General features: G+C 56.2%; 15 protein-coding genes. 1 reads left to right on the top strand and 14 read right to left on the bottom strand.

Features of this window, described 5'->3' with window-relative positions:
* Positions 1-4: 4 nt before the first annotated feature.
* From QZJ86_RS06130 to QZJ86_RS06165, 8 genes are all read right to left on the bottom strand, one after another.
* The gene (locus tag QZJ86_RS06130; protein ID WP_301937324.1) at positions 5-3,085 is read right to left on the bottom strand and encodes a multidrug efflux RND transporter permease subunit; all 3,081 of its coding nucleotides are present in this window, start codon (positions 3,083-3,085) and stop codon (positions 5-7) included.
* Complete coding sequence (locus QZJ86_RS06135) at positions 3,082-6,204, bottom strand: MdtB/MuxB family multidrug efflux RND transporter permease subunit (RefSeq protein WP_301937326.1); 3,123 nt, start codon at positions 6,202-6,204, stop codon at positions 3,082-3,084. Before QZJ86_RS06135 ends, QZJ86_RS06130 begins: the two co-directional genes overlap by 4 nt.
* 2 nt (positions 6,205-6,206) lie before the next feature.
* Positions 6,207-7,424, bottom strand: a complete 1,218-nt coding sequence (locus QZJ86_RS06140; protein WP_407081641.1) for an MdtA/MuxA family multidrug efflux RND transporter periplasmic adaptor subunit — start codon at positions 7,422-7,424, stop codon at positions 6,207-6,209.
* 113 nt (positions 7,425-7,537) lie between these two features.
* Positions 7,538-7,813: a cupin domain-containing protein gene (locus QZJ86_RS06145; protein ID WP_301937328.1), complete on the bottom strand. Its 276-nt coding sequence runs from the start codon at positions 7,811-7,813 to the stop codon at positions 7,538-7,540.
* A 61-nt stretch (positions 7,814-7,874) separates the two neighbouring features.
* Complete coding sequence (locus QZJ86_RS06150; RefSeq protein ID WP_301937329.1) at positions 7,875-9,341, bottom strand: GumC family protein; 1,467 nt, start codon at positions 9,339-9,341, stop codon at positions 7,875-7,877.
* A 340-nt stretch (positions 9,342-9,681) separates the two neighbouring features.
* Positions 9,682-10,692 (bottom strand): lipopolysaccharide heptosyltransferase I, encoded by a 1,011-nt coding sequence (gene waaC / locus QZJ86_RS06155; protein ID WP_301937330.1) that lies wholly within the window; start codon positions 10,690-10,692, stop codon positions 9,682-9,684.
* Entirely contained in the window at positions 10,689-11,711 is a 1,023-nt protein-coding gene (gene waaF / locus QZJ86_RS06160; protein WP_301937332.1) for a lipopolysaccharide heptosyltransferase II, read from the bottom strand. Before waaF ends, waaC begins: the two co-directional genes overlap by 4 nt.
* Positions 11,712-12,638 carry a branched-chain amino acid transaminase gene (locus tag QZJ86_RS06165; protein WP_301937334.1) on the bottom strand — a complete coding sequence of 309 codons (927 nt, stop codon included), beginning with the start codon at positions 12,636-12,638 and terminating at the stop codon, positions 11,712-11,714.
* A 623-nt stretch (positions 12,639-13,261) separates the two neighbouring features.
* Between QZJ86_RS06165 and QZJ86_RS06170 the strand changes: the two genes are divergently transcribed.
* On the top strand, positions 13,262-13,471 hold the full coding sequence (locus tag QZJ86_RS06170; protein ID WP_301937336.1) for a hypothetical protein: 210 nt from the start codon (positions 13,262-13,264) through the stop codon (positions 13,469-13,471).
* Between the two features lie 117 nt (positions 13,472-13,588).
* Here QZJ86_RS06170 and efpL read toward each other — a convergent pair whose 3' ends face one another.
* The 6 genes from efpL to QZJ86_RS06200 all read right to left on the bottom strand — a co-directional run bounded on the left by efpL (position 13,589) and on the right by QZJ86_RS06200 (position 18,573).
* Positions 13,589-14,155 (bottom strand): elongation factor P-like protein EfpL, encoded by a 567-nt coding sequence (gene efpL, locus QZJ86_RS06175; protein WP_301937338.1) that lies wholly within the window; start codon positions 14,153-14,155, stop codon positions 13,589-13,591.
* 3 nt (positions 14,156-14,158) lie between these two features.
* Positions 14,159-14,881 carry an arginyltransferase gene (locus tag QZJ86_RS06180; protein ID WP_301937341.1) on the bottom strand — a complete coding sequence of 241 codons (723 nt, stop codon included), beginning with the start codon at positions 14,879-14,881 and terminating at the stop codon, positions 14,159-14,161.
* A complete protein-coding gene (gene aat / locus QZJ86_RS06185; protein ID WP_301937343.1) occupies positions 14,878-15,570 on the bottom strand; it encodes a leucyl/phenylalanyl-tRNA--protein transferase in 693 nt (230 codons plus the stop codon). Before aat ends, QZJ86_RS06180 begins: the two co-directional genes overlap by 4 nt.
* 93 nt (positions 15,571-15,663) lie before the next feature.
* Positions 15,664-16,377, bottom strand: coding sequence for a response regulator transcription factor (locus tag QZJ86_RS06190; protein ID WP_301937345.1), 714 nt, complete (start codon positions 16,375-16,377; stop codon positions 15,664-15,666).
* A gap of 28 nt (positions 16,378-16,405) precedes the next feature.
* Entirely contained in the window at positions 16,406-17,992 is a 1,587-nt protein-coding gene (locus QZJ86_RS06195; RefSeq protein WP_301937347.1) for a sensor histidine kinase, read from the bottom strand.
* A 5-nt stretch (positions 17,993-17,997) separates the two neighbouring features.
* Positions 17,998-18,573 carry a hypothetical protein gene (locus tag QZJ86_RS06200; RefSeq protein ID WP_301937348.1) on the bottom strand — a complete coding sequence of 192 codons (576 nt, stop codon included), beginning with the start codon at positions 18,571-18,573 and terminating at the stop codon, positions 17,998-18,000.
* Positions 18,574-18,575: the final 2 nt, after the last annotated feature.

Below are 18,575 nucleotides of genomic sequence, written 5' to 3' on the forward strand. Positions count from 1 at the left end.
GTGCTTAGTCAAGATTGCCGTTAAGGGCGCGTTTCCCCCAGCCGCTCACTTTGTCCAGATATAAATAAACCACCGGCGTGGTATACAGCGTCAGCAATTGGCTGAAAATCAGGCCGCCGACGATGGAAATCCCCAAGGGCTGGCGCAGTTCCGCGCCGTAACCCGAACTCAAGGCTAACGGCAGCGCACCCAGCATCGCCGCCAGCGTGGTCATCATGATCGGCCGAAACCGCAATAAACAGGCTTGGAAGATGGCTTCCTCGGCGCTTAGACCTCTGTGGCGCTCGGCGTCCAGCGCAAAATCGATCATCATGATCGCGTTCTTCTTGACGATGCCGATCAACAAAATCACGCCGATCAAGGCGATGATGCTGAACTCGGTATCGCAGGCCAGCAAGGCCAGCAGGGCGCCGACCCCGGCCGAGGGCAGGGTGGATAATATGGTCAGCGGATGAATATAGCTCTCGTAGAGTATTCCCAGCACGATGTAAATGCTGAGAAGTGCCGCGGCGATCAGCCAGGGTTGGTTACGCAGCGATTCCTGAAAAGCCTTGGCCGAGCCCTGGAAGCTGCCGCGCACCGCGGCCGGTGTGCCGAGGTCGCGCAGGGTTTGCTCGATCAGTTGCGTGGCGGCGGACAACGAAGTGCCGGGCATTAAGTTAAACGACACGGTGGCGGCGGCAAACTGGCCCTGATGATTGATGGTCAGCGGCGCATTGCTGGTCTGGAAGCTGGCCAGCGTTGCCAGCGGAATCTGCGTGCCGCTGCTGGAGCTGACGTAAAGCTGTTGCAGGCTGCGCGGGTTTTGCCAGTATTCCGGCGCCAGTTCCATCACCACCCGGTATTGGTTCAACGGTTTATAAATCACCGAGACCTGGCGTTGGCCGAAGGCGTTGTTCAACGCGGTATCGATGGCCGCCTGACTGACGCCCAAACTGGAGGCTTTGTCTCTATCCACTACCAGCGATATTTGCCGGCCTTTGTCTTGCTGATTGGTGTTGACATCGGTCAGTTCCGGCCGCTTGCGCAGCGCCGCGACAATTTTGGGCGTCCATTCGCGCAGCAGGCTCAAGTCTTCGGATTGCAAGGCAAATTCGTACATCGCCGCCGAGCCCCGGCCGCCGATGCGTAAATCTTGCACCGGCTGTAAAAACAGGCTGGCGCCGGGTTCGTTGCTTAGTTTTTCCCGCAGCCGCTGGGTGATTTCGGCTATCGGCGCGTCGCGCTGCTCGGGTGGCTTGAGTACCGCAAACATCAAACCGGAATTGGTGTTTTGCATGCCGCCAGCAAAGCCGACCACCGCAGTGACGGCGGAGTCTTGCCGCAAAATATCGACAAAATCATGTAACTTGGTCTGCATGGCCTGGAAGGAAATACTCTGGTCGGCCTGGATGGTGCCGCTGAGCCGGCCGTTGTCTTGTACCGGGAAAAAGCCTTTCGGGACGATGATGTAAAGGTAGACATTCAAGCCGATGCAAGCCAGCAGCACTATCAGCATCAGCTTAGGATGGTGTAGGGCCCAGCCTAAACTGCGGCGATAGCCGTTATGCAGGTGCTGGAATTGGCTTTCGATCCAGGCTGACAGCCGGTTGGGTTGACGTAGCGCTTCCGGCTCCAGCCAGCGGGCGCACAGCATCGGCGTCACGGTCAAGGACACCACCAGCGACACGAGCACTGCCGCCGACAAGGTCACGGCAAACTCCCGAAACAGCCGGCCGACGATGCCGCCCATCAACAAGATCGGCGTGAACACCGCGATCAGCGACAAACTCATCGCCAATACGGTAAAACCAACCTCGCCGACACCGCGCAACGCAGCCTGGAACGGCGGTACACCATTTTCGATATGCCGGCTGCTGTTTTCCAGCACCACGATGGCGTCATCCACGACAAAACCGGTGGCGATGGTCAAAGCCATCAACGACAGATTGTCCAGGCTGTAATCGCATAAATACATCACCGCGCAGGCGCCGATCAGCGACACCGGCACCGCGATAATCGGGATCAAGGTCGAGCGCAGCCGGCGCAGAAACAGCAATACCACCAGGATCACCAATACCACCGCGATCAACAGGCTGCGCTCGACTTCATCGACCGAAGCGCGGATGGTTTGTGAGCGATCCGAGACAATCGACAATTCCATCGCCGCCGGCAACAGCGCCCGTAATTGCGGCAGCGTGACTTTGACGTGTTCGACGGTGTCGATGATATTAGCGCCGGGTTGTTTGTTGACGATCAGCAACACCGCCGGTTGGCCGTTTTTCAGGCCGGTACTGCGTAAATCTTCCACCGAATCTACCGCTGTGCCCAGATCGGCGATGCGCACCGGCGCGCCGTTGCGGTGAGCGACGATCAGCGGCAGGTAGTCGGCCGCATGTTCGGCCTGATCGTTGGCGTGGATTTGCCAATGCCGCTCGCCACGTTCCAGGGTGCCTTTCGGGCGATTGGCGTTGCTGGTCGTGATGGCTTTGGCGACCTGGTCCAGGCCTATGCCATATTGCGCCAATGCCGTGGGATTCAGTTCTACCCGCACAGCCGGTAAGGAACTGCCGCCGACATTGACCTGGCCGATGCCGGGCAGCTGGCTGATTTTTTGCGCCAATATCGTCGAGGCGGCGTCGTACATCTGGCCGCGGCTAAGGGCGGTGGAGGTTAATGCCAGAATCAGAATCGGCGAATCGGCCGGATTGACTTTGCGGTAATTGGGCCGGTTGGGCAGATTGCTGGGTAGCAAACTGCTGGCGGCGTTGATCGAAGCTTGTACGTCGCGGGCCGCGCCGTCGATGTCGCGATTCAAATCGAACTGCAAGGTAATCCGGGTCGAGCCCAAGGAGCTGGCCGAGGTCATTTCGGTGATGCCGGCGATGCGGCCCAGTGCTCGCTCCAGCGGGGTGGCGACTGTGGCGGCCATGGTCTCCGGACTGGCGCCGGGCAGATTGGCGGATACCGAAATGGTCGGGAAATCCACTTGCGGCAAGGGCGCGACCGGCAGTTGCAGGAAGGCGATCAAACCAGCTAGCGCCAGGCCCAGCGTCAGCAGCGTGGTGGCGACCGGCCGATAGATGAACAGCGCCGAAAAGTTCACGGCTGGCTGTCGCCGCTGTCGGCTAAAATCGATTCGGCCGCGCCGCGCAGCCGGCGGGCCAGCCGGTCCAGGGCTAGATAAATCACTGGCGTGGTATACAGCGTCAGCAACTGGCTGACCAACAAGCCGCCGACCATGCTAATGCCTAAAGGATGGCGCAATTCCGAGCCGACGCCGCTGCCCAGCATCAAGGGCAGAGCGCCCAGCAACGCTGCCAGCGTGGTCATCAGTATCGGCCGGAAACGCAGCAGGCAGGCCTGGAAAATCGCCTCGCGCGGCGGCAGGCCTTGCTTGCGCTCGGCTTCCAGCGCAAAGTCTATCATCATGATCGCGTTCTTCTTCACAATACCGATCAACAGCACGATGCCGATCACCGCGATGATGCCCAGATCGTTACCGGACAGTTGCAGGGCCAGCAACGCGCCGACCCCGGCCGACGGCAGCGTGGAAAGGATGGTAATGGGATGAATATAACTTTCGTATAACACGCCCAGCACGATATACACAGTAACAACAGCCGCCAGAATCAACCATAGTGTGTCGCTCAGCGAAGCGTTAAATGCCAATGCCGCACCTTGGTAATCGGCTTGCACCGCCAGCGGTAAACCGATGTCTTGCTTGGCCTTCTCAATGGCTTTGATCGCATCGCCCAAGGCCGCGCCCGGCGCCAGATTGAAGGAAATGGTGGCGGACGGAAACTGATCCAGATGATTGATCGACAGCGCGGTTTGCCGTTCGGAAACCGTCGCCAAGGCCGACAGCGGCACCTGGCTGCCGTTGCTGGAGGGGATGCGCAATTGCTTTAAGCCTTCCGGGCCGCTCTGTTCCTTCGGGTCTACTTCCATTACCACCCGGTATTGATTGGACTGGGTGAAGATCGTCGAGACCAGGCGTTGGCCGTAGGCGTTGTACAAGGCGTTATCGATGTCGGCGGTGCTGACGCCCAAGCGGCTGGCCGTGGCGCGGTCGATTTCTATATAGGCTTGCAGGCCTTGGTCTTGCACGTCGCTGGCGGCATCGACGATGCCGGGAATGCCGCGCATCTGCTCGACCAGGCGCTGGGTCCATAGATTCAGTTCCGCCAGATCGACGGTCTGCAAGGTAAATTGAAACTGAGTGCGGCTGACCCTGTTTTCCAAGGTCATGTCCTGCACCGGTTGCAGATAGACCGAGATACCCGAGACCTCGGCCAGGCGCGGCCGCAAGCGTTCGATCACCGCCGTAGCACTGTCGCGTTGGGCTTGCGGCTTGAGGTTGATCAGGAAGCGGCCGCTGTTCAGCGTCGGATTGCTGCCGTCGACGCCGATGAAAGACGACAGGCTGGCGACTGCCGGATCGGCCAATATCTGCTTGGCCATGACTTGCTGGCGTTCGGCCATCGCCGCGAAGGAAATGCTGGGCGGTGCTTCCGAGATGCCTTGAATCAGACCAGTATCCTGGATGGGGAACAGGCCTTTAGGCATGGCTATGTATAACAACACGGTCAGTGCCAGCGTGGAAATGGCGACCAGCAGGGTCAGGCTTTGGCGATTCAACACCCATTCCAGGCTGCGGCCGTAGCCGGCGATGACTTTGCCGATGAAGTCATCGCGTTTTTCATGGTCGGCCTCGAGCGGCCGCAACATCTTCGCGCACATCATGGGCGTCAGCGTCAGCGATACCACGGCCGAGATCAGAATCGCCACGGCCAGGGTGATTGCGAATTCGCGGAACAGACGGCCGACCACGTCGCCCATGAATAGCAGCGGAATCAGCACAGCCACCAGCGAGACCGTCAAGGAGATGATGGTGAAGCCGATCTGCTCCGAGCCTTTTAGCGCAGCCTGTAAGGACGATTCGCCGCGCTCCAGATAGCGGGAGATGTTTTCGATGACGACGATGGCGTCGTCGACCACGAACCCGCTGGCGATGGTCAGCGCCATCAAGGTCAGATTATTGATGCTGAATCCGGCCAGATGCATCACCGCAAACGTGCCGACCAGCGACAGCGGCACCGCGACCGCCGGGATCAAGGTGGCCGGCAGGTTGCGCAGGAATAGAAAAATCACCATCACCACCAGCGCCACGGCCAGCATCAACTCGAACTGCACATCGTGCACCGAGGCGCGGATGGTCACGGTGCGGTCGGTTAATGGCATCACGTTGACCGCACTCGGCAGTGTCGCTCGTAGCTGCGGAAGCAACTTGTTGATGCGGTCCACCACTTCGATGACATTGGCGCCGGGTTGGCGCTGGATGTTGACGATGACTGCGGCGCTATCGTTGGCCCAGGCCGCCAGCTTGACGTTTTCGGCGGCGTCGATGGCGTCGGCCACTTCCGCCAGTCTCACTGGCGCGCCGTTGCGGTAAGCCACCACCAAATCGCGGTATTCGGCGGCCGAACGCAGTTGATCGTTGTTGTCGATGATTGCCGAGCGTTGCGGGCCGTCGAACATGCCCTTGGGTTGGTTGACATTGGCGGCGGCGATCGCGTTGCGCAGGTCTTCCAGACTCAGACCATAGGCGGCCAACGCCTGGTGGTTGGCTTGTATTCTAACCGCCGGTCGCTGGCCGCCGCTGATGCTGACCAGACCGACGCCCGGCAATTGGGCGATTTTCTGTGCCAAGCGGGTATCGACCAGATCCTGGACTTTGGGCAAGGTCAAGCTGGACGATGTGACCGCCAGCGTCAAAATCGGCGCGTCCGCCGGATTGACCTTGTTGTAGATCGGCGGCAGCGGCAGGTCGTTGGGCAGGAAATTGTTGGCGGCATTGATCGCGGCCTGCACGGTTTGTTCGGCGACGTCCAGATCCAATTCCAGATCGAATTGCAGTGTCGCCACCGAGGCGCCGCCGGAACTAGTCGAGGACATCTGCCGCAAACCAGGCATTTGCCCGAACTGGCGCTCCAGTGGGGCGGTGATCGCCGAGGTCATCACTTCCGGGCTGGCGCCGGGGTAGAGCGTGGTGACCTGGATGGTCGGATAATCGACTTGTGGTAGCGCCGAAATCGGCAATAAGCGGTAAGTCAAAATCCCGGCCAGCAGCAGCGCCACCATCAGCAAGGAGGTGGCGACCGGGCGCTGGATAAAGTGTCGCGAGGGGTTGAATCCGGGTAACGGGTTTTGCGCGGCGGCCATGTTTAGTTGGCCGGTTTGCCGGGGCTGGGAACGGCTGGTTTGGTTTTATCGATTACATGGACTTGGCTGCCTTCGCGCAGCTTGTCGGCGCCGTCGATCACCAGTTTTTGGTTCGGCGCCAGGCCTTCCAGAATCGCGACGGTTTCGCCGTCCGCCGGTCCGGTTTTCACAGTCCTAACAGTGATGCTGTTGTCGTCCTTGACCAAATAGACGAAAGCACCGCCGGAGCCATGCTGGATCGCCGCGCTAGGCGCCAAGGTGGCGGCGCGCAAGGTGTCCAGACGCATTTTGATGTTGACGAACTGGTTAGCAAACAGCGTGCGATCTTCGTTATCGAATTGGGCTTTTAATTTCAAGGTGCCGGTGCTGGCGTCGATTTGGTTGTCTACCGCCAGCAGTTTGCCGCTGGCCAGTTTTTGCTGGCCGGCTCGGTCGTAAGCGTCGATGACGATCGCATCGCCGGAGCGCCAGCGCCGCATCACCGCCGGTATGTCGTCTTCCGGCAGCGTGAACACCACCGAGATTGGCTGAATTTGGGTAATCACCGCCAGTCCATTAAGGTCGCTGGCGCGGACCATATTGCCCTGATCGACCAAGCGCAATCCGATGCGGCCGCTGACCGGCGCGGTGATGCGGGCGTAACTCAGTTGCAGTTTGGCATTGTCGAGCTGGGCGCGGTCGATCTCGACGGTGCCGCGATATTGCTTGACCAAAGAGGCTTGGGTGGCGGTCTGCTGGGCGGCGATGGAATCCTGTTCCAGCAAGGTTTGGTAGCGGTCCTGGTCGATTTCGGCGTTTTTTAGTAACGCCTCGTCGCGCAGCAATTGGCCTTCGGCTTGTTGCACCGCCACTTGATAGGGGCGGGGGTCGATTTCGGCGAGCAGATCGCCCTGTCTGACCGCCTGTCCCTCGGTAAACGCCACCCGGATCAGTTCGCCATCGACGCGCGAACGTACCGTGACGGTGTGTAGCGGGGTGACGGTTCCCAGACCGCTCAGATAAATCGGCAGGTCGTCTTGCCTGGTTAACGCAACCGCAACGCTAAGCGGTGTATTCTCGAATTGGCCGGGCTTGGCCTCGGTCGGGCTTTCTCGATGCCGGCCGGCTTGGTAAAAATAATAGCTAGCGGCAACGACGACAATTAGGCCAAATATTGCTATACGCCGCCAAGGCCTGGCCTGCGTTAATGCCGAGTTATCCTGATCCTGATTCATAGCCATGCGGGTTGTAATGAGTTTGAGCCGGCGTCAGCCGGTAAGCCAAGTCTACCGGCTCAACTAAAAAAGGCATCCTAAGATGCCTTTTCGCGGATTGACAGCCGATACGGATGGAGTCAAGCGTAGTGATAGTGCTTGCGCAGTGGCTTGACCACTTCCCATTCGCTGTCCAGGCCTTCATGAAACATCACCAGATCGCCCGGTAAAATCCGTACCGGCTCGCCACCGATCGGCGTAACGATGATTTCGCCTTCCAACACATAAGCGGTTTCGGTTTCGTCGAAATCGATGCTGAACTTGGAAATTTCTTTTTCCCAGATCGGCCAGCTTGATACGCCCAGCTCTTTTAAACGTTCTTCGCTAGGGTTGTGTTCAACGGTAATTTGACTCATGGATGTCCTGTTGGATTAAGTTTTTTGAGCGGCTGATTTTAGCATTGTTGCCGCTCCGCAGCTATGATTCGGGCGTTTCCTCGGGCAATTGTTTCGGATCGTCCGCGCGGCGCAGCCTATTTACCGGTTCAAATCCCAAGGGTTCATCGTTGGCATCGTTTTCCAATTTGGGATTGGGGTGGCGGTAAAGCTGAATTTCGGTGTAGGAATCTATGGTTGGCAGTGTCGGCTCTTTGTTTAAATAATCGCTGAGCCACACCGTCAGCAGCGCCAGCGCCAGGCTGACGGCAAAAGCGATTGCCGCTTCCAGCCAGTAATCCGGCCGTATCGGTTTATCCGGTAAGGATGCCCAGTCGACGACATCCAGTTGCGGGTTGCTTTGACGTTGTTTGACATCAATTTCGATCAGGCGCTGCTTGGTCTGTTGCAATAATTCCTCCAGCTTGACCAGTTCCTCCTGCATGGCTTTATGCTTGGCAAACTGATTGGTGTAGTCGGAGGCTTTTTGTTTGTGTTCGGCCATTTGTTTCTGCAAGGTCAGCACCGTGCGATGAGCTGCGCCGTATTCATTTTCGGCTTCCTGGGTTGCGAAGCCAACGCCCACCTGTCCTTTTTCACGAATCTTTTCGTCCAGCTCGGCCAGCTGTTGTTTGATGCTCCGCAAGGTAGGATGGAACTCGATATATTCGTCGGTGTACTGAGCTCTTTGCTTCTCGAGCTGCTCCCTTAGCCTTTCGGCTTTTTCGATCAGCACTGCCAGGTTGCGGGAATCGGCCTCCGGCACCACCGCTTTGCCTTCGGCGATAGCCGCTTGGATGGCGTCCAGTTTGGCTTTGGATTTGGCTTCTTCTTCCAGTGCCGCGTTCAGCGAATTATTCAAGCCTTGCAAACGGGCGTGTGCTTCGTTGTCGGCGCTTTCCAGCGAAACGATATTGTTTTCCAGCCGGAATATTTCCATTTCCCGGCGCTTGTCGCGCACTTGTTGTTCAATGCGAGTGATTTCGTCGCTGATACTGGCTGTCGCTTTTTCGGTGATATTGCCAATGTAATCGGCGCGAATCTGTTGATAGGTTTTTATCCAGGTGTTCAATGCCGTTTGCAGGAATTTCGGTTCGCGGCCTTCTGCGGCAAGTTGCACCAGATTGGTATCGGAAATCGGCTTGACCTGGAATAGGGCTTTTAATTCGTTGATATTAAGGGAAGGGATGTCTTTTTGCTCTTTTAGCTCTTTGGCGGTTTTTTCCAGTACCGGTTGCCCCAGTAAAACTTGTTTTTGAATATTAACGTGTTCCAGATCGGCATCGCCGTGGCTTTGATCAATATCGGTCGCCGCTGTGGTCAATACCAGCGCTAGGCTTTGGTAGATGGCTGGCTGAAAAAAGATATAAATTTCCGAGATCAGGAACAGCGGTAAAAAGATCAGTAAAAATAGCGTTCTGCGCCTTAATTGGCGTGGCCAGAGTATGGCGTCGGGCCGGTAGAAATCGTCCCCGATGACTCGAAAATCATTGCGATTATGAAGCATCATGATTTTCTCCTTGAAAAGAGCCTGAAAGTTATGATTTTTATTATGTTTTGCCGAGTCAATCTTAAAACATTTGGCTAAGCAATTTACACCTTGAAAGTATTCAGCGCTTGCAAGTAGGTATCGACAGATTTTCCATGCCGAATGGCCGAAGTTTTACCACATAGATGGGGCGCTAAGGAAGTCGTCGGCGGAATTTGTTTTAGCCTTTGGTCTACTGAATCCGGCAATTTAAATGAATTGGCGCCTAACTGGCGGTATTCATTGGTCGCTAGGGGCGGGCTGGAAGCGATAAAGAACTGCTTCGCAATGCATGTCCAAAAGGGGCTCCATCACCGGTATGCTATTCGCTAGGATGCTTGATCTTTAGGAGATCATTCGCTAGCGCAATAACGCTAGACGCTTTGATTTGCGCGATCGAAAAATCGTTTTTATCCAATTTGAACGGATTGACCGTCGACGGTGATTTCAACACTTTGTTGATCTGGGTTTGATAAACCCGGCTGACAGGGGTCGGCCCGAATAGCGTGATGGATGGCCGATTCAAGCCCCAGGCCATATGTGTGGGACCAGTGTCGTTGCCTATCACCAGGTCCATTCGGGCGATGACTGCTTTCAGATCGTTCAGGCTCAGGCGCGGCAGTATGCGCGCCTCGCTGCGTCGGGCGATCCAGTCGGCGGCCTCGCGTTCCTGGTCGTTGCCCCAACTGATCAGGCAATTGGCATTCAAAGCCTGCGCGATTTGCAGATAGCTTTCTTTAGGATAGTTGCGGCTGGGCCAGGTAGAACCGATTACCAACAACACCTGAGCTTGTCCAGCCGGCAAGTAGGCATCGAGCGATTGTTGCGGCGTTTGGTAAAACAGGAAAGGCTGCTTAGCGACGATCTGTTCGCGGCTGACTGTGATATTCAAAGGCTGGGTCAACACTGCGACATTGCGGTCTATGGTGTTGGCGTCGTAAGGATAGGCTACGGTTTGGCTGTATAGCCAGGCGGCGGCTGTTTCGCGGATCGAGTGTTTATCGAAGCCCGCGCAACGCCTGGATAGTAGCCGCGCTACCAGCGCCGATTTGATCAGCCCTTGAGCGTCTATGACTAGGTCATAATTGTTGGCGGCATAAGCGTTGATCTTGGCAATTTCCCGGAAAATGCCGGTTTTGTCGGTTTTTAGAGTCTTTAAGTCTACGCTGAGGATTTGCCCGATGTCGGGGTTGTCTGCCAGCAAGCCGGCGAAGCGCTGTTCCACCAGCCAGTCGATCTCGATATACGGCCGGGCAGCCTTGATAAATTGCAGTGCCACCATCGCATGGACGATGTCGCCTAGCGCGGAGAGCTTGACGATAGCGATCTTCATGTGTTTGAGGCGGCGAGCGCCGCCAAGACCCGTTCCGGGGCGATGTCGGTCAGGCAGTGAGTGTGGCCGAGCGGGCAGTCGCGCTTGAAACACGGCGAACATGCCAGATTCAGGCTAATGATCTCGGCCGCTTGATGCAGCGGCGGGGTAAAGCCCGGATCGGAGGAGCCGTAAACGGCGATCAGTTTTTTATCCAGCGCGGCGGCGACATGCATCAAGCCGGAATCGTTGCTGACCACCGCAGCGCTCAAGGACAGTAAATCCACTGCTTCGGCCAGCGTAGTGGCGCCGGCAAAATTGCGGCAAATGCCGCCGGATAGCTGATTAATCTGATCGGCAACGGCCTTGTCCTTATCCGAACCGAATAGCCAGACTTGCCAGCCTTGTTGCTGTTTTTGCCTGGCGACGGCGGCATAATGTTCGGCCGGCCAGCGCTTGGCCGGGCCGTATTCGGCACCGGGACATAAAGCCAGGATCTTGCTGTCGCTATTAATGTGAAATTTTTCGCGAACTTGCTGTTGCTGTTCGGCGTTGATCGACAGTTTTGGAAACTGGTAAAGCGGCGGTTGCTTTGTGTCACTTGGCAAGCCTAGTGCCACGAAGCGCTGTACGGTCATCGTCAGCCGGCTTTTATCGAGACGGCGGGCGTCGTTCAGCAAGCCCCAGCGCAATTCGCCGAGATAACCGGTGCGCTTGGGGATGCCGGCAAAAAACGGAATCAACGCCGACTTCCAGGAATTTGGTAGCACGATGGCCTGATCGTAATGCTGCGCCTTCAGCTGTTTGCCGATCTTGAAGCGGCCAGGCAGATCGAATTGGCCATGGCCCAACGGCATTGCAATGCCTCGACGGACTTCCGGCATACGCTCCAGCAGCGGCAGCGACCAGGCTGGGGCCAGCACGTCGATAAGGCAAGCGGGGTGTTGTTGCTTGAGGGCGATGAACAGGCTTTGCGCCATCACCATGTCGCCGACCCAGGACGGGCCGACGACCAGGATTTTATAAGCTTGCGCTGACACTTAGGAAACGAGCGTCAACCATTCCTTGTGGTCGGCGCGGCGGCCGTTGACATAGTCGAAATACAAGGCTTGCAGTTTCTCGGTGACAGGTCCTCGGCTGCCGGAACCGATGTCGCGGTTGTCGTATTGGCGGATCGGCGTGACTTCGGCGGCTGAGCCGGTGAAGAAGGCTTCGTCGGCGACATAGACTTCATCGCGGGTGATTCGTTTTTCGATCACTTCATAGCCTTGTTCGCGGGCAATGGTGATCAAGGTGTCACGGGTGATGCCTTCCAAAGCCGAAGTGGTTTCCGGAGTATAGATTTTGCCGTTGCGGACGATGAACAGGTTCTCGCCGCTGCCTTCCGCGCAGAAGCCTTCATGGTCCAGCAATAAGGCTTCGTCGTAACCGGTGGACAAGGCTTCCTGCAGCGCCAGGATCGAATTGACGTAGTTGCCGTTGGCCTTGGCTTTGCACATGGTGCTGTTGACATGGTTGCGGGTATACGACGAGGTGCGGATGCGGATGCCTTTTTCCATGTTCTCCGCGCCCAGATAAGCGCCCCAGGTCCAGGCGGCAACCATTACATGCACTTTCAGATTATCGGCGCGCAGGCCCATGCCTTCCGAGCCGAAGAACACCATGCTGCGGATATAGGCGGTGTCCAGATTATTCTTGGCGACCGCGTCGCGATGGGCTTGGTTGATTTCCTCTTTGGAGAACGGCATTTTCATGTTCATGATATGCGCGGAACGGAACAGACGGTCGGTGTGCTCGGCCAGCTTGAAAATCGCGGTGCCGTTGTCAGTTTTGTACGCGCGCAAGCCTTCGAAGACGCCACAGCCGTAATGCAGGGTATGAGTCAAGACATGGACTTTCGCATCCCGCCAGTCAACCCATTTTCCATCTAGCCATATCAACCCGTCTCTGTCATCCATCGTTGTCATCGTCTGAACCTGTTTTGTTTAATGATTGTTGCTGCGCCGTTTCGGCTGAAAAGTGGCGGAAATTGTACTATAAAGCAGGCGCGGGCAATACCGGCCTTGGAAATCCTGGGGCGATTGCCGCGTTGAGCGAGTTTGTCGTTGCCAGGCTGATCCCAAGGCCGGCGCTTAGGAAAAGCAAAGTCCCTGATTGCCACGCCGTTCGAAACGCAATCTGTCTAGGGCAGCCTTGAAACCGTGAAATACTTCACGGTTTTGCAGTGGTATAGGCAACGGACACCAAGCGTTTTCCGCAATAGACTGATCCCAGCTTCAATTTTTGGCCTTTATCAAGGGCTCCTGCCATCCGGCAAGCGAACCACAGCGGAAATTGATGCTGTGCGGGTATCGCGTCACGCGAAGGACGCTTAAAAATCTGCTATAGGCCGGGATGATAGGCATCGTGTCGAGTCACTTTTTCGTCGGGTTTATGAAAAAGACGGCGACCGGAGCGGTAGGGTCATCGGGATTTTGACGGAAAGATTTTGTTGGAATCTTATGATGCTGATTTTTTAATGGCTTTGCATTGTTGGCGTAACTTATGCCCAAGTTTAATTGGGTCTAATCGGCAAATTCGGGAGAACATCATGGAAACATTCAATGAAGTTAACGAAATCAATACTCTGCGTATCATTTTTATCGAAACCGTAAGCCGGCAATTTGTTGCCATCACCGGCTGCGGCATCTATGTCTATCTCAATCCGGTGGCGATTAACGAGTTGTTCAATCGCTATCTCGACAGCAGCGTATCGATCAATACTTTCGCCCGGCAATGCGTGAAGAAAGTAGTGGCCTGATAGTGGATAAGGAATACGCGGGGCGGTTTATCCAAACTGCCCCGAACGTTTGCCGATTCGTCAAGGGCAGGGTCGAAGATGCTTTGATTGCGGCCACGGCTTGTCGGGCTGTTCCCATTAAGCCCTAGACGAAAACTCGCCGGTTTCGGTGTTGACCTTAATAAGCTCGCCGGACTCGATGTATTCCGGGATTTGAACTTCCAGACCGGTGGTCAATTTCGCGGTTTTGGTGCGCTTGGTGGCGCTTGAGCCTTTCATGGCCGGCGGGGTTTCGGCGATTTGCAGGATAATGGTGGTTGGCAACTGAATGCCTAGCGGTGCATCGTCCATCAACAGCATGATGATACCTTCCAGACCGTCGGTCAGATACAAGGTTTGGCCTTCCAGATCATCCCCCGCCAGCGCATATTGATCGTAAGTCTCGCTGTTCATGAAGTAGTAGGTGTCGCCGTCCTGGTAGGAAAACTGCACGTTGCAGCGCGAACAGTCGGCGGCTTTCAGCACGTCGTCGCTTTTGTACGTTTCGTCCAGTTTCTGCCGGGTTTTCATGTGGGTAAAGCGAACTTTGTAAAGCGTGGTGGCGCCGCGCGAGGTGGGGTTGCGCACGTCTATATGTTTCACCACATAAGGCTCGCCGTTGATTTCGATGGCGGTTCCCTGTTTCAATTCGTTGGCTTTTGGCACTGCTTAGTCCTCGTTGAATGTTTGATTTGAAATGGTTTGCCACTGGCCGTTTATCAGGCCGGACAGCGGTTGGTATTGGATTTTATAACGCATTTTACGACAGTCTTTAATCCAGTAACCCAGATAAAGGTACTCCAGGCCCAACTGCTTGGCGGTTTCGATCTGCCACAACACCGCATAAACGCCGGGGCTGTAGTCGGCAAACTCGGGATCGAAAAAGGTATACACCGCCGACAAGCCGTCGGCCACCACATCGACCACCGCTACGGCCGCCAGTTGGCCGCCGATCAAAAACTCCACGAACATCGTCTCGCACCAACTGCTGCCCAGGAACTTGATGTAATCGTCCGGCGTGGTGCCGGCGTCCGCGCCGGGTTTGTCGTGGCGGGCGTTTAAATAACGCTGATAAAGCTGGAAATGGCGCGGATCGAATTCGGCGGCTTTGACGACCACGCGGGTTTGAGCGTTGCGTTTTTGACAGCGTTTTTGTTTACGATCCGGCTGGAACGCCGCCACCGGCAAGCGAGTTGGCACGCAAGCCTGACAACCTTCGCAATAGGGTTTATAGACATAATCGCCGCTACGCCGAAAGCCTTGGGCGATCAATTGCGAATATAGCGGGGTGTTCATGCCGACGGACGGATGCACGAAGCCGGAACGCGACACGCGGTCTTCGAGATAGCCGCAAGCGTGTCCGGCGTCCAGCCAAATCGGGATAGACGTCATCGCTGCCAGGCCTCGGGGCGAGGCGAGTGGTCGCAATATTCGTTCAGCAACTCGGCGAAGCGGCTGCGCGGAATGTCCTCGGCGCCCAGACTGACTAAATGCTCGCTACGCACTTGGCAATCGATCAGTCGATAACCCCAGTCGCTTAATTGTTGCACCAGATGGGCAAACACCACTTTCGAGGCGTCGGTTTTGCGATGGAACATCGATTCGCCGAAAAACACCTGGCCGATGGCGATGCCGTACAGGCCGCCTACCAGTTGGCCGTCCTGCCAGGCTTCGAAGCTGTGGGCGATGCCGAGATGATGCAGGGTCAGGTAGGCTTGCAACATATCGTCGGTAATCCAGGTGCCGAGGCTTCCGCTACGCGGTGCCGCGCAAGCCGTTATCACTTGCCGAAAGGCGCTGTCGTAGCGGATCTGGAACAGTTGTTTGCGCAGGGTTTTCGCCAGGCTGCGGGAAATATTCAAATGTTCCGGAAACAGCACCAGACGCGGATCGGGCGACCACCACAGGATGGGTTCGCCGGGGTTGAACCAGGGGAAAACCCCGTGCCGGTAGGCATTGACGATGCGTTGCGGCGACAGGCAGCCGCCGAACGCCAGCAAGCCGTTGGGATCGCGCAGCGCTTTGTGCAGCGGTGGAAAGGCTTGCTGAGGGTGGTCGGGATCAAGGAGGGTGAGTTGCATACAATGCGGTTGACAGCCGGCGTGCTGTCCTGTAATTGAAAAATTAAATGGGAGCGTTGCGCGAGTGAGATTTAACCATGCTGTCCGTCATGCTCAAGACGCATCCATTTTATAACCGAAGCCGCGCACGGTTTTCAGCAATTTGAGTTCGAAATCGTCATCGATCTTGCGCCGCAATTGGCGAATATAGACGTCCACCACATTGGTCAGCGGGTCGGCGCTATAGCCCCAGACTTGCTCCAAAATTCGGGTTCGACTCAACACCTTGCCCGGCATGCGCATGAAGCATTCCAACAAGGCAAATTCCTTGGGTGTCAGCTCGATGATGGTCTCACCACGGCGGACTTCATGGGTTTCGCCGTTCAATACTAAGTCTTCAATCCGTAATTCCTTAGTGTCGGGTTTGATTTCGCCGCCGCGCCGCCGCAGTAATACCTCGATGCGGGCCAGCAATTCCTCGAAGGCGAAAGGTTTGGTCATGTAGTCGTCGGCACCGGAACGCAGGCCGGATACTTTGTCTTGCACCGTGTCTCTGGCCGTCAACATCAGTACCGGCGTATCGACGCCGTTGCCGCGTAAGCGCTCGCAGATCTGCCGGCCATTCATATCCGGTAAGCCCAGATCGAGAATGATGACCTGAAATGTCCCCTCGGTGCCCAAGGCAATCGCCTCTTGACCGCTACGGGCTACTTCCACCGCATAACCTTCGGCTTTCAAGCCGCGCTGGACGAAATCGATGATGCGCTCATCGTCTTCAACCATCAGCACGCGCATATAGCCTATCCCCGTCAGAGTGTTGGATGTCATGTATTTCTCGTTCATATGGATAATCGTCCTATGCTACCGTAAGCAGCGGTAGTGTAACCTTAAATGTCGAGCCTGAATTTTCGATGCTGCTGACTGCGATCTGTCCGCCGTGTGCCTGCAAGATGGATTTAGCCATGGGCAAACCCAGGCCGGAACCGTCGTCTCGCGAATGTTGGGCATTGTTGCTACGGAAGTGGCGCTCGAAAATTCGTTCCAAATCCTGGGCGGGTATGCCTATGCCCTGATCGGTCAGACTGAAACAGGCTTGTTTCCCCTCGCGCCACAAGGCGACGCCGATGTGGCCGTGCGGCTTGGAGTAGCGGCAGGCATTCTCGCCCAGAATAAACAACACTTGTCGCAGCCGTTGTTTGTCGCCACGGACCAGCAGCGGTCCGTCGGGGGCATCCAGCGCGACCGAAATCGCGTATTCCTCGGCCATCACCTGAAAGTCCTCGACACTGCTGGTGACCAATTCGGCCAGATCCACTTTATTCCATTCGAATTGCAGATTGGCGGTGTCGGCGCGGGCCAGGAACAATAAATCGTTGACGTATTTGCCCAATTGCATGGCCAATTCGACAATGCGCTGCAAGGCATCCTTATATTCTTCGGCATCGCGGTCCTGGCCGCGCAAAGTCACTTCCGCCTCGCCGCGAATCACGGTAATCGGGGTGCGCAGCTCATGGCTGATGTCCGCTAAAAACTCGCGGCGGGCGTTATCCATGCGCTTTAATTCTTCATTTAACAGATTCAGTTCGAGAGTCCGTTCCGCGACTCTTTTTTCCAGAATTTCCCGGCCCTCGCGCAGCTTATCTTGCTGAAATTCCAGTTCCCGGGCCATTTGGTTGAAGTGGCTGGCCAGGTAAGCAAACTCGTCGCGGGTGTCTAGTGCGATGCGGTAATCCAGGTTGCCGGAAGCGATCTCGTCGGTGCCTTTCATCAGCGCTTCGATGGGCTTTTTAAAGCTGCGCAGCAGCAAGACGCCGGCGATCAGGCTAAACACTGCCGCGGTGAACGATGCCAGAATGGCGGTCCAGCGCGATTGTTCGACCAAGACTTCCAATTCTTGTTTGGCTTTCTTGGCTTTTTCCCGCTCCGCGTCGATGGCGGCGTCGATCAAGGGCTGGAATTTGCCGTCGATCTCTTCTTCGGTAAATTTAGAGAGCGCCTGAACGGCGGTTGCCAATTTGCCTTGCAGACGTAGCTTTTCGACTTCGTTAAACCGATATTCGCTGGCTTCCAGGAAGGCGGTGAGATGGGCGACTTTCTCCAGTTCGGCCGGTTTGTTGGTCCAGTCCTCGCTACGACTGTCCTGGGTCGGCGTCTTGACCGCCGTGTCGCGAAGCGCCCGCATCGCCTCGTACAAACGCTGCTTGGACGATTCCACGCCGGTTTCCGCATTGGGGTTGGCGGTGATCAGCCTATCCATACGCTGTTTGAAGTGGCGGTAAGCTTCCTGCGAGAGTTGTTCGTAATCGTCGAAGGTTTCATACGCGGTCTGGCTGTGCTGAAAATAACGGGCGACCTGATTTGATCCCCAATACAGCGCGACGCCCAAACTCAACACAAACCCGAATGATACGACGATGACGATCGCCAACCGGAAACGAAACATCGGCCTTATTTTCCGTCGCTAGTCTCGTCCAGCTGTTTTTCCATGGAGCGGATGGCTTCCAGCTTTTCCCGCAACAATTGCGATTCTTTTTTCTTTGAGCCGTTGGTGTCTTTCGAGTCCAGCACGGTTTGCACGGTTTTTTGTTTACGCTCCAGCGAACCGAGTTTTTTAGTGGTGCTGTTAATGCGCTTCAAGGCTTCGGTGTGAATGAGGACCAAACGCTGAGTGCGGTCGTCGCCTAAACTGTCCGGCGGTATGCCGGCAAGTTCATCCAAAATTTTGGGGATGTCGCCGCAAGCGTCTGACAGCAAGCGGCCTATCATCAGCTGTAGCACGATGCCTCGATCCGGCAGGTCTTTTTGATGTTTTACCAGCGATCGACAGGTTTCGGTGCGCGCCGATGTCGGCATATTGGCCATGTTGGCGCCGAAATCCAGCAAATCCTCGAAATCCGAGCGCACGCTAGGGGCGTTGAAAGCGGCCGGAAATCTATCCCTGACGCCGGAGTTGACCTCGGCGCAGCCGGCGATGAGTAGCAGAGACGATGCCAGGCTAATGAGGCGTATGGATGATGACAGCATAG

The organism is Methylomonas montana (assembly GCF_030490285.1).
GTDB classification, from domain to species: Bacteria; Pseudomonadota; Gammaproteobacteria; order Methylococcales; family Methylomonadaceae; genus Methylomonas; species Methylomonas montana.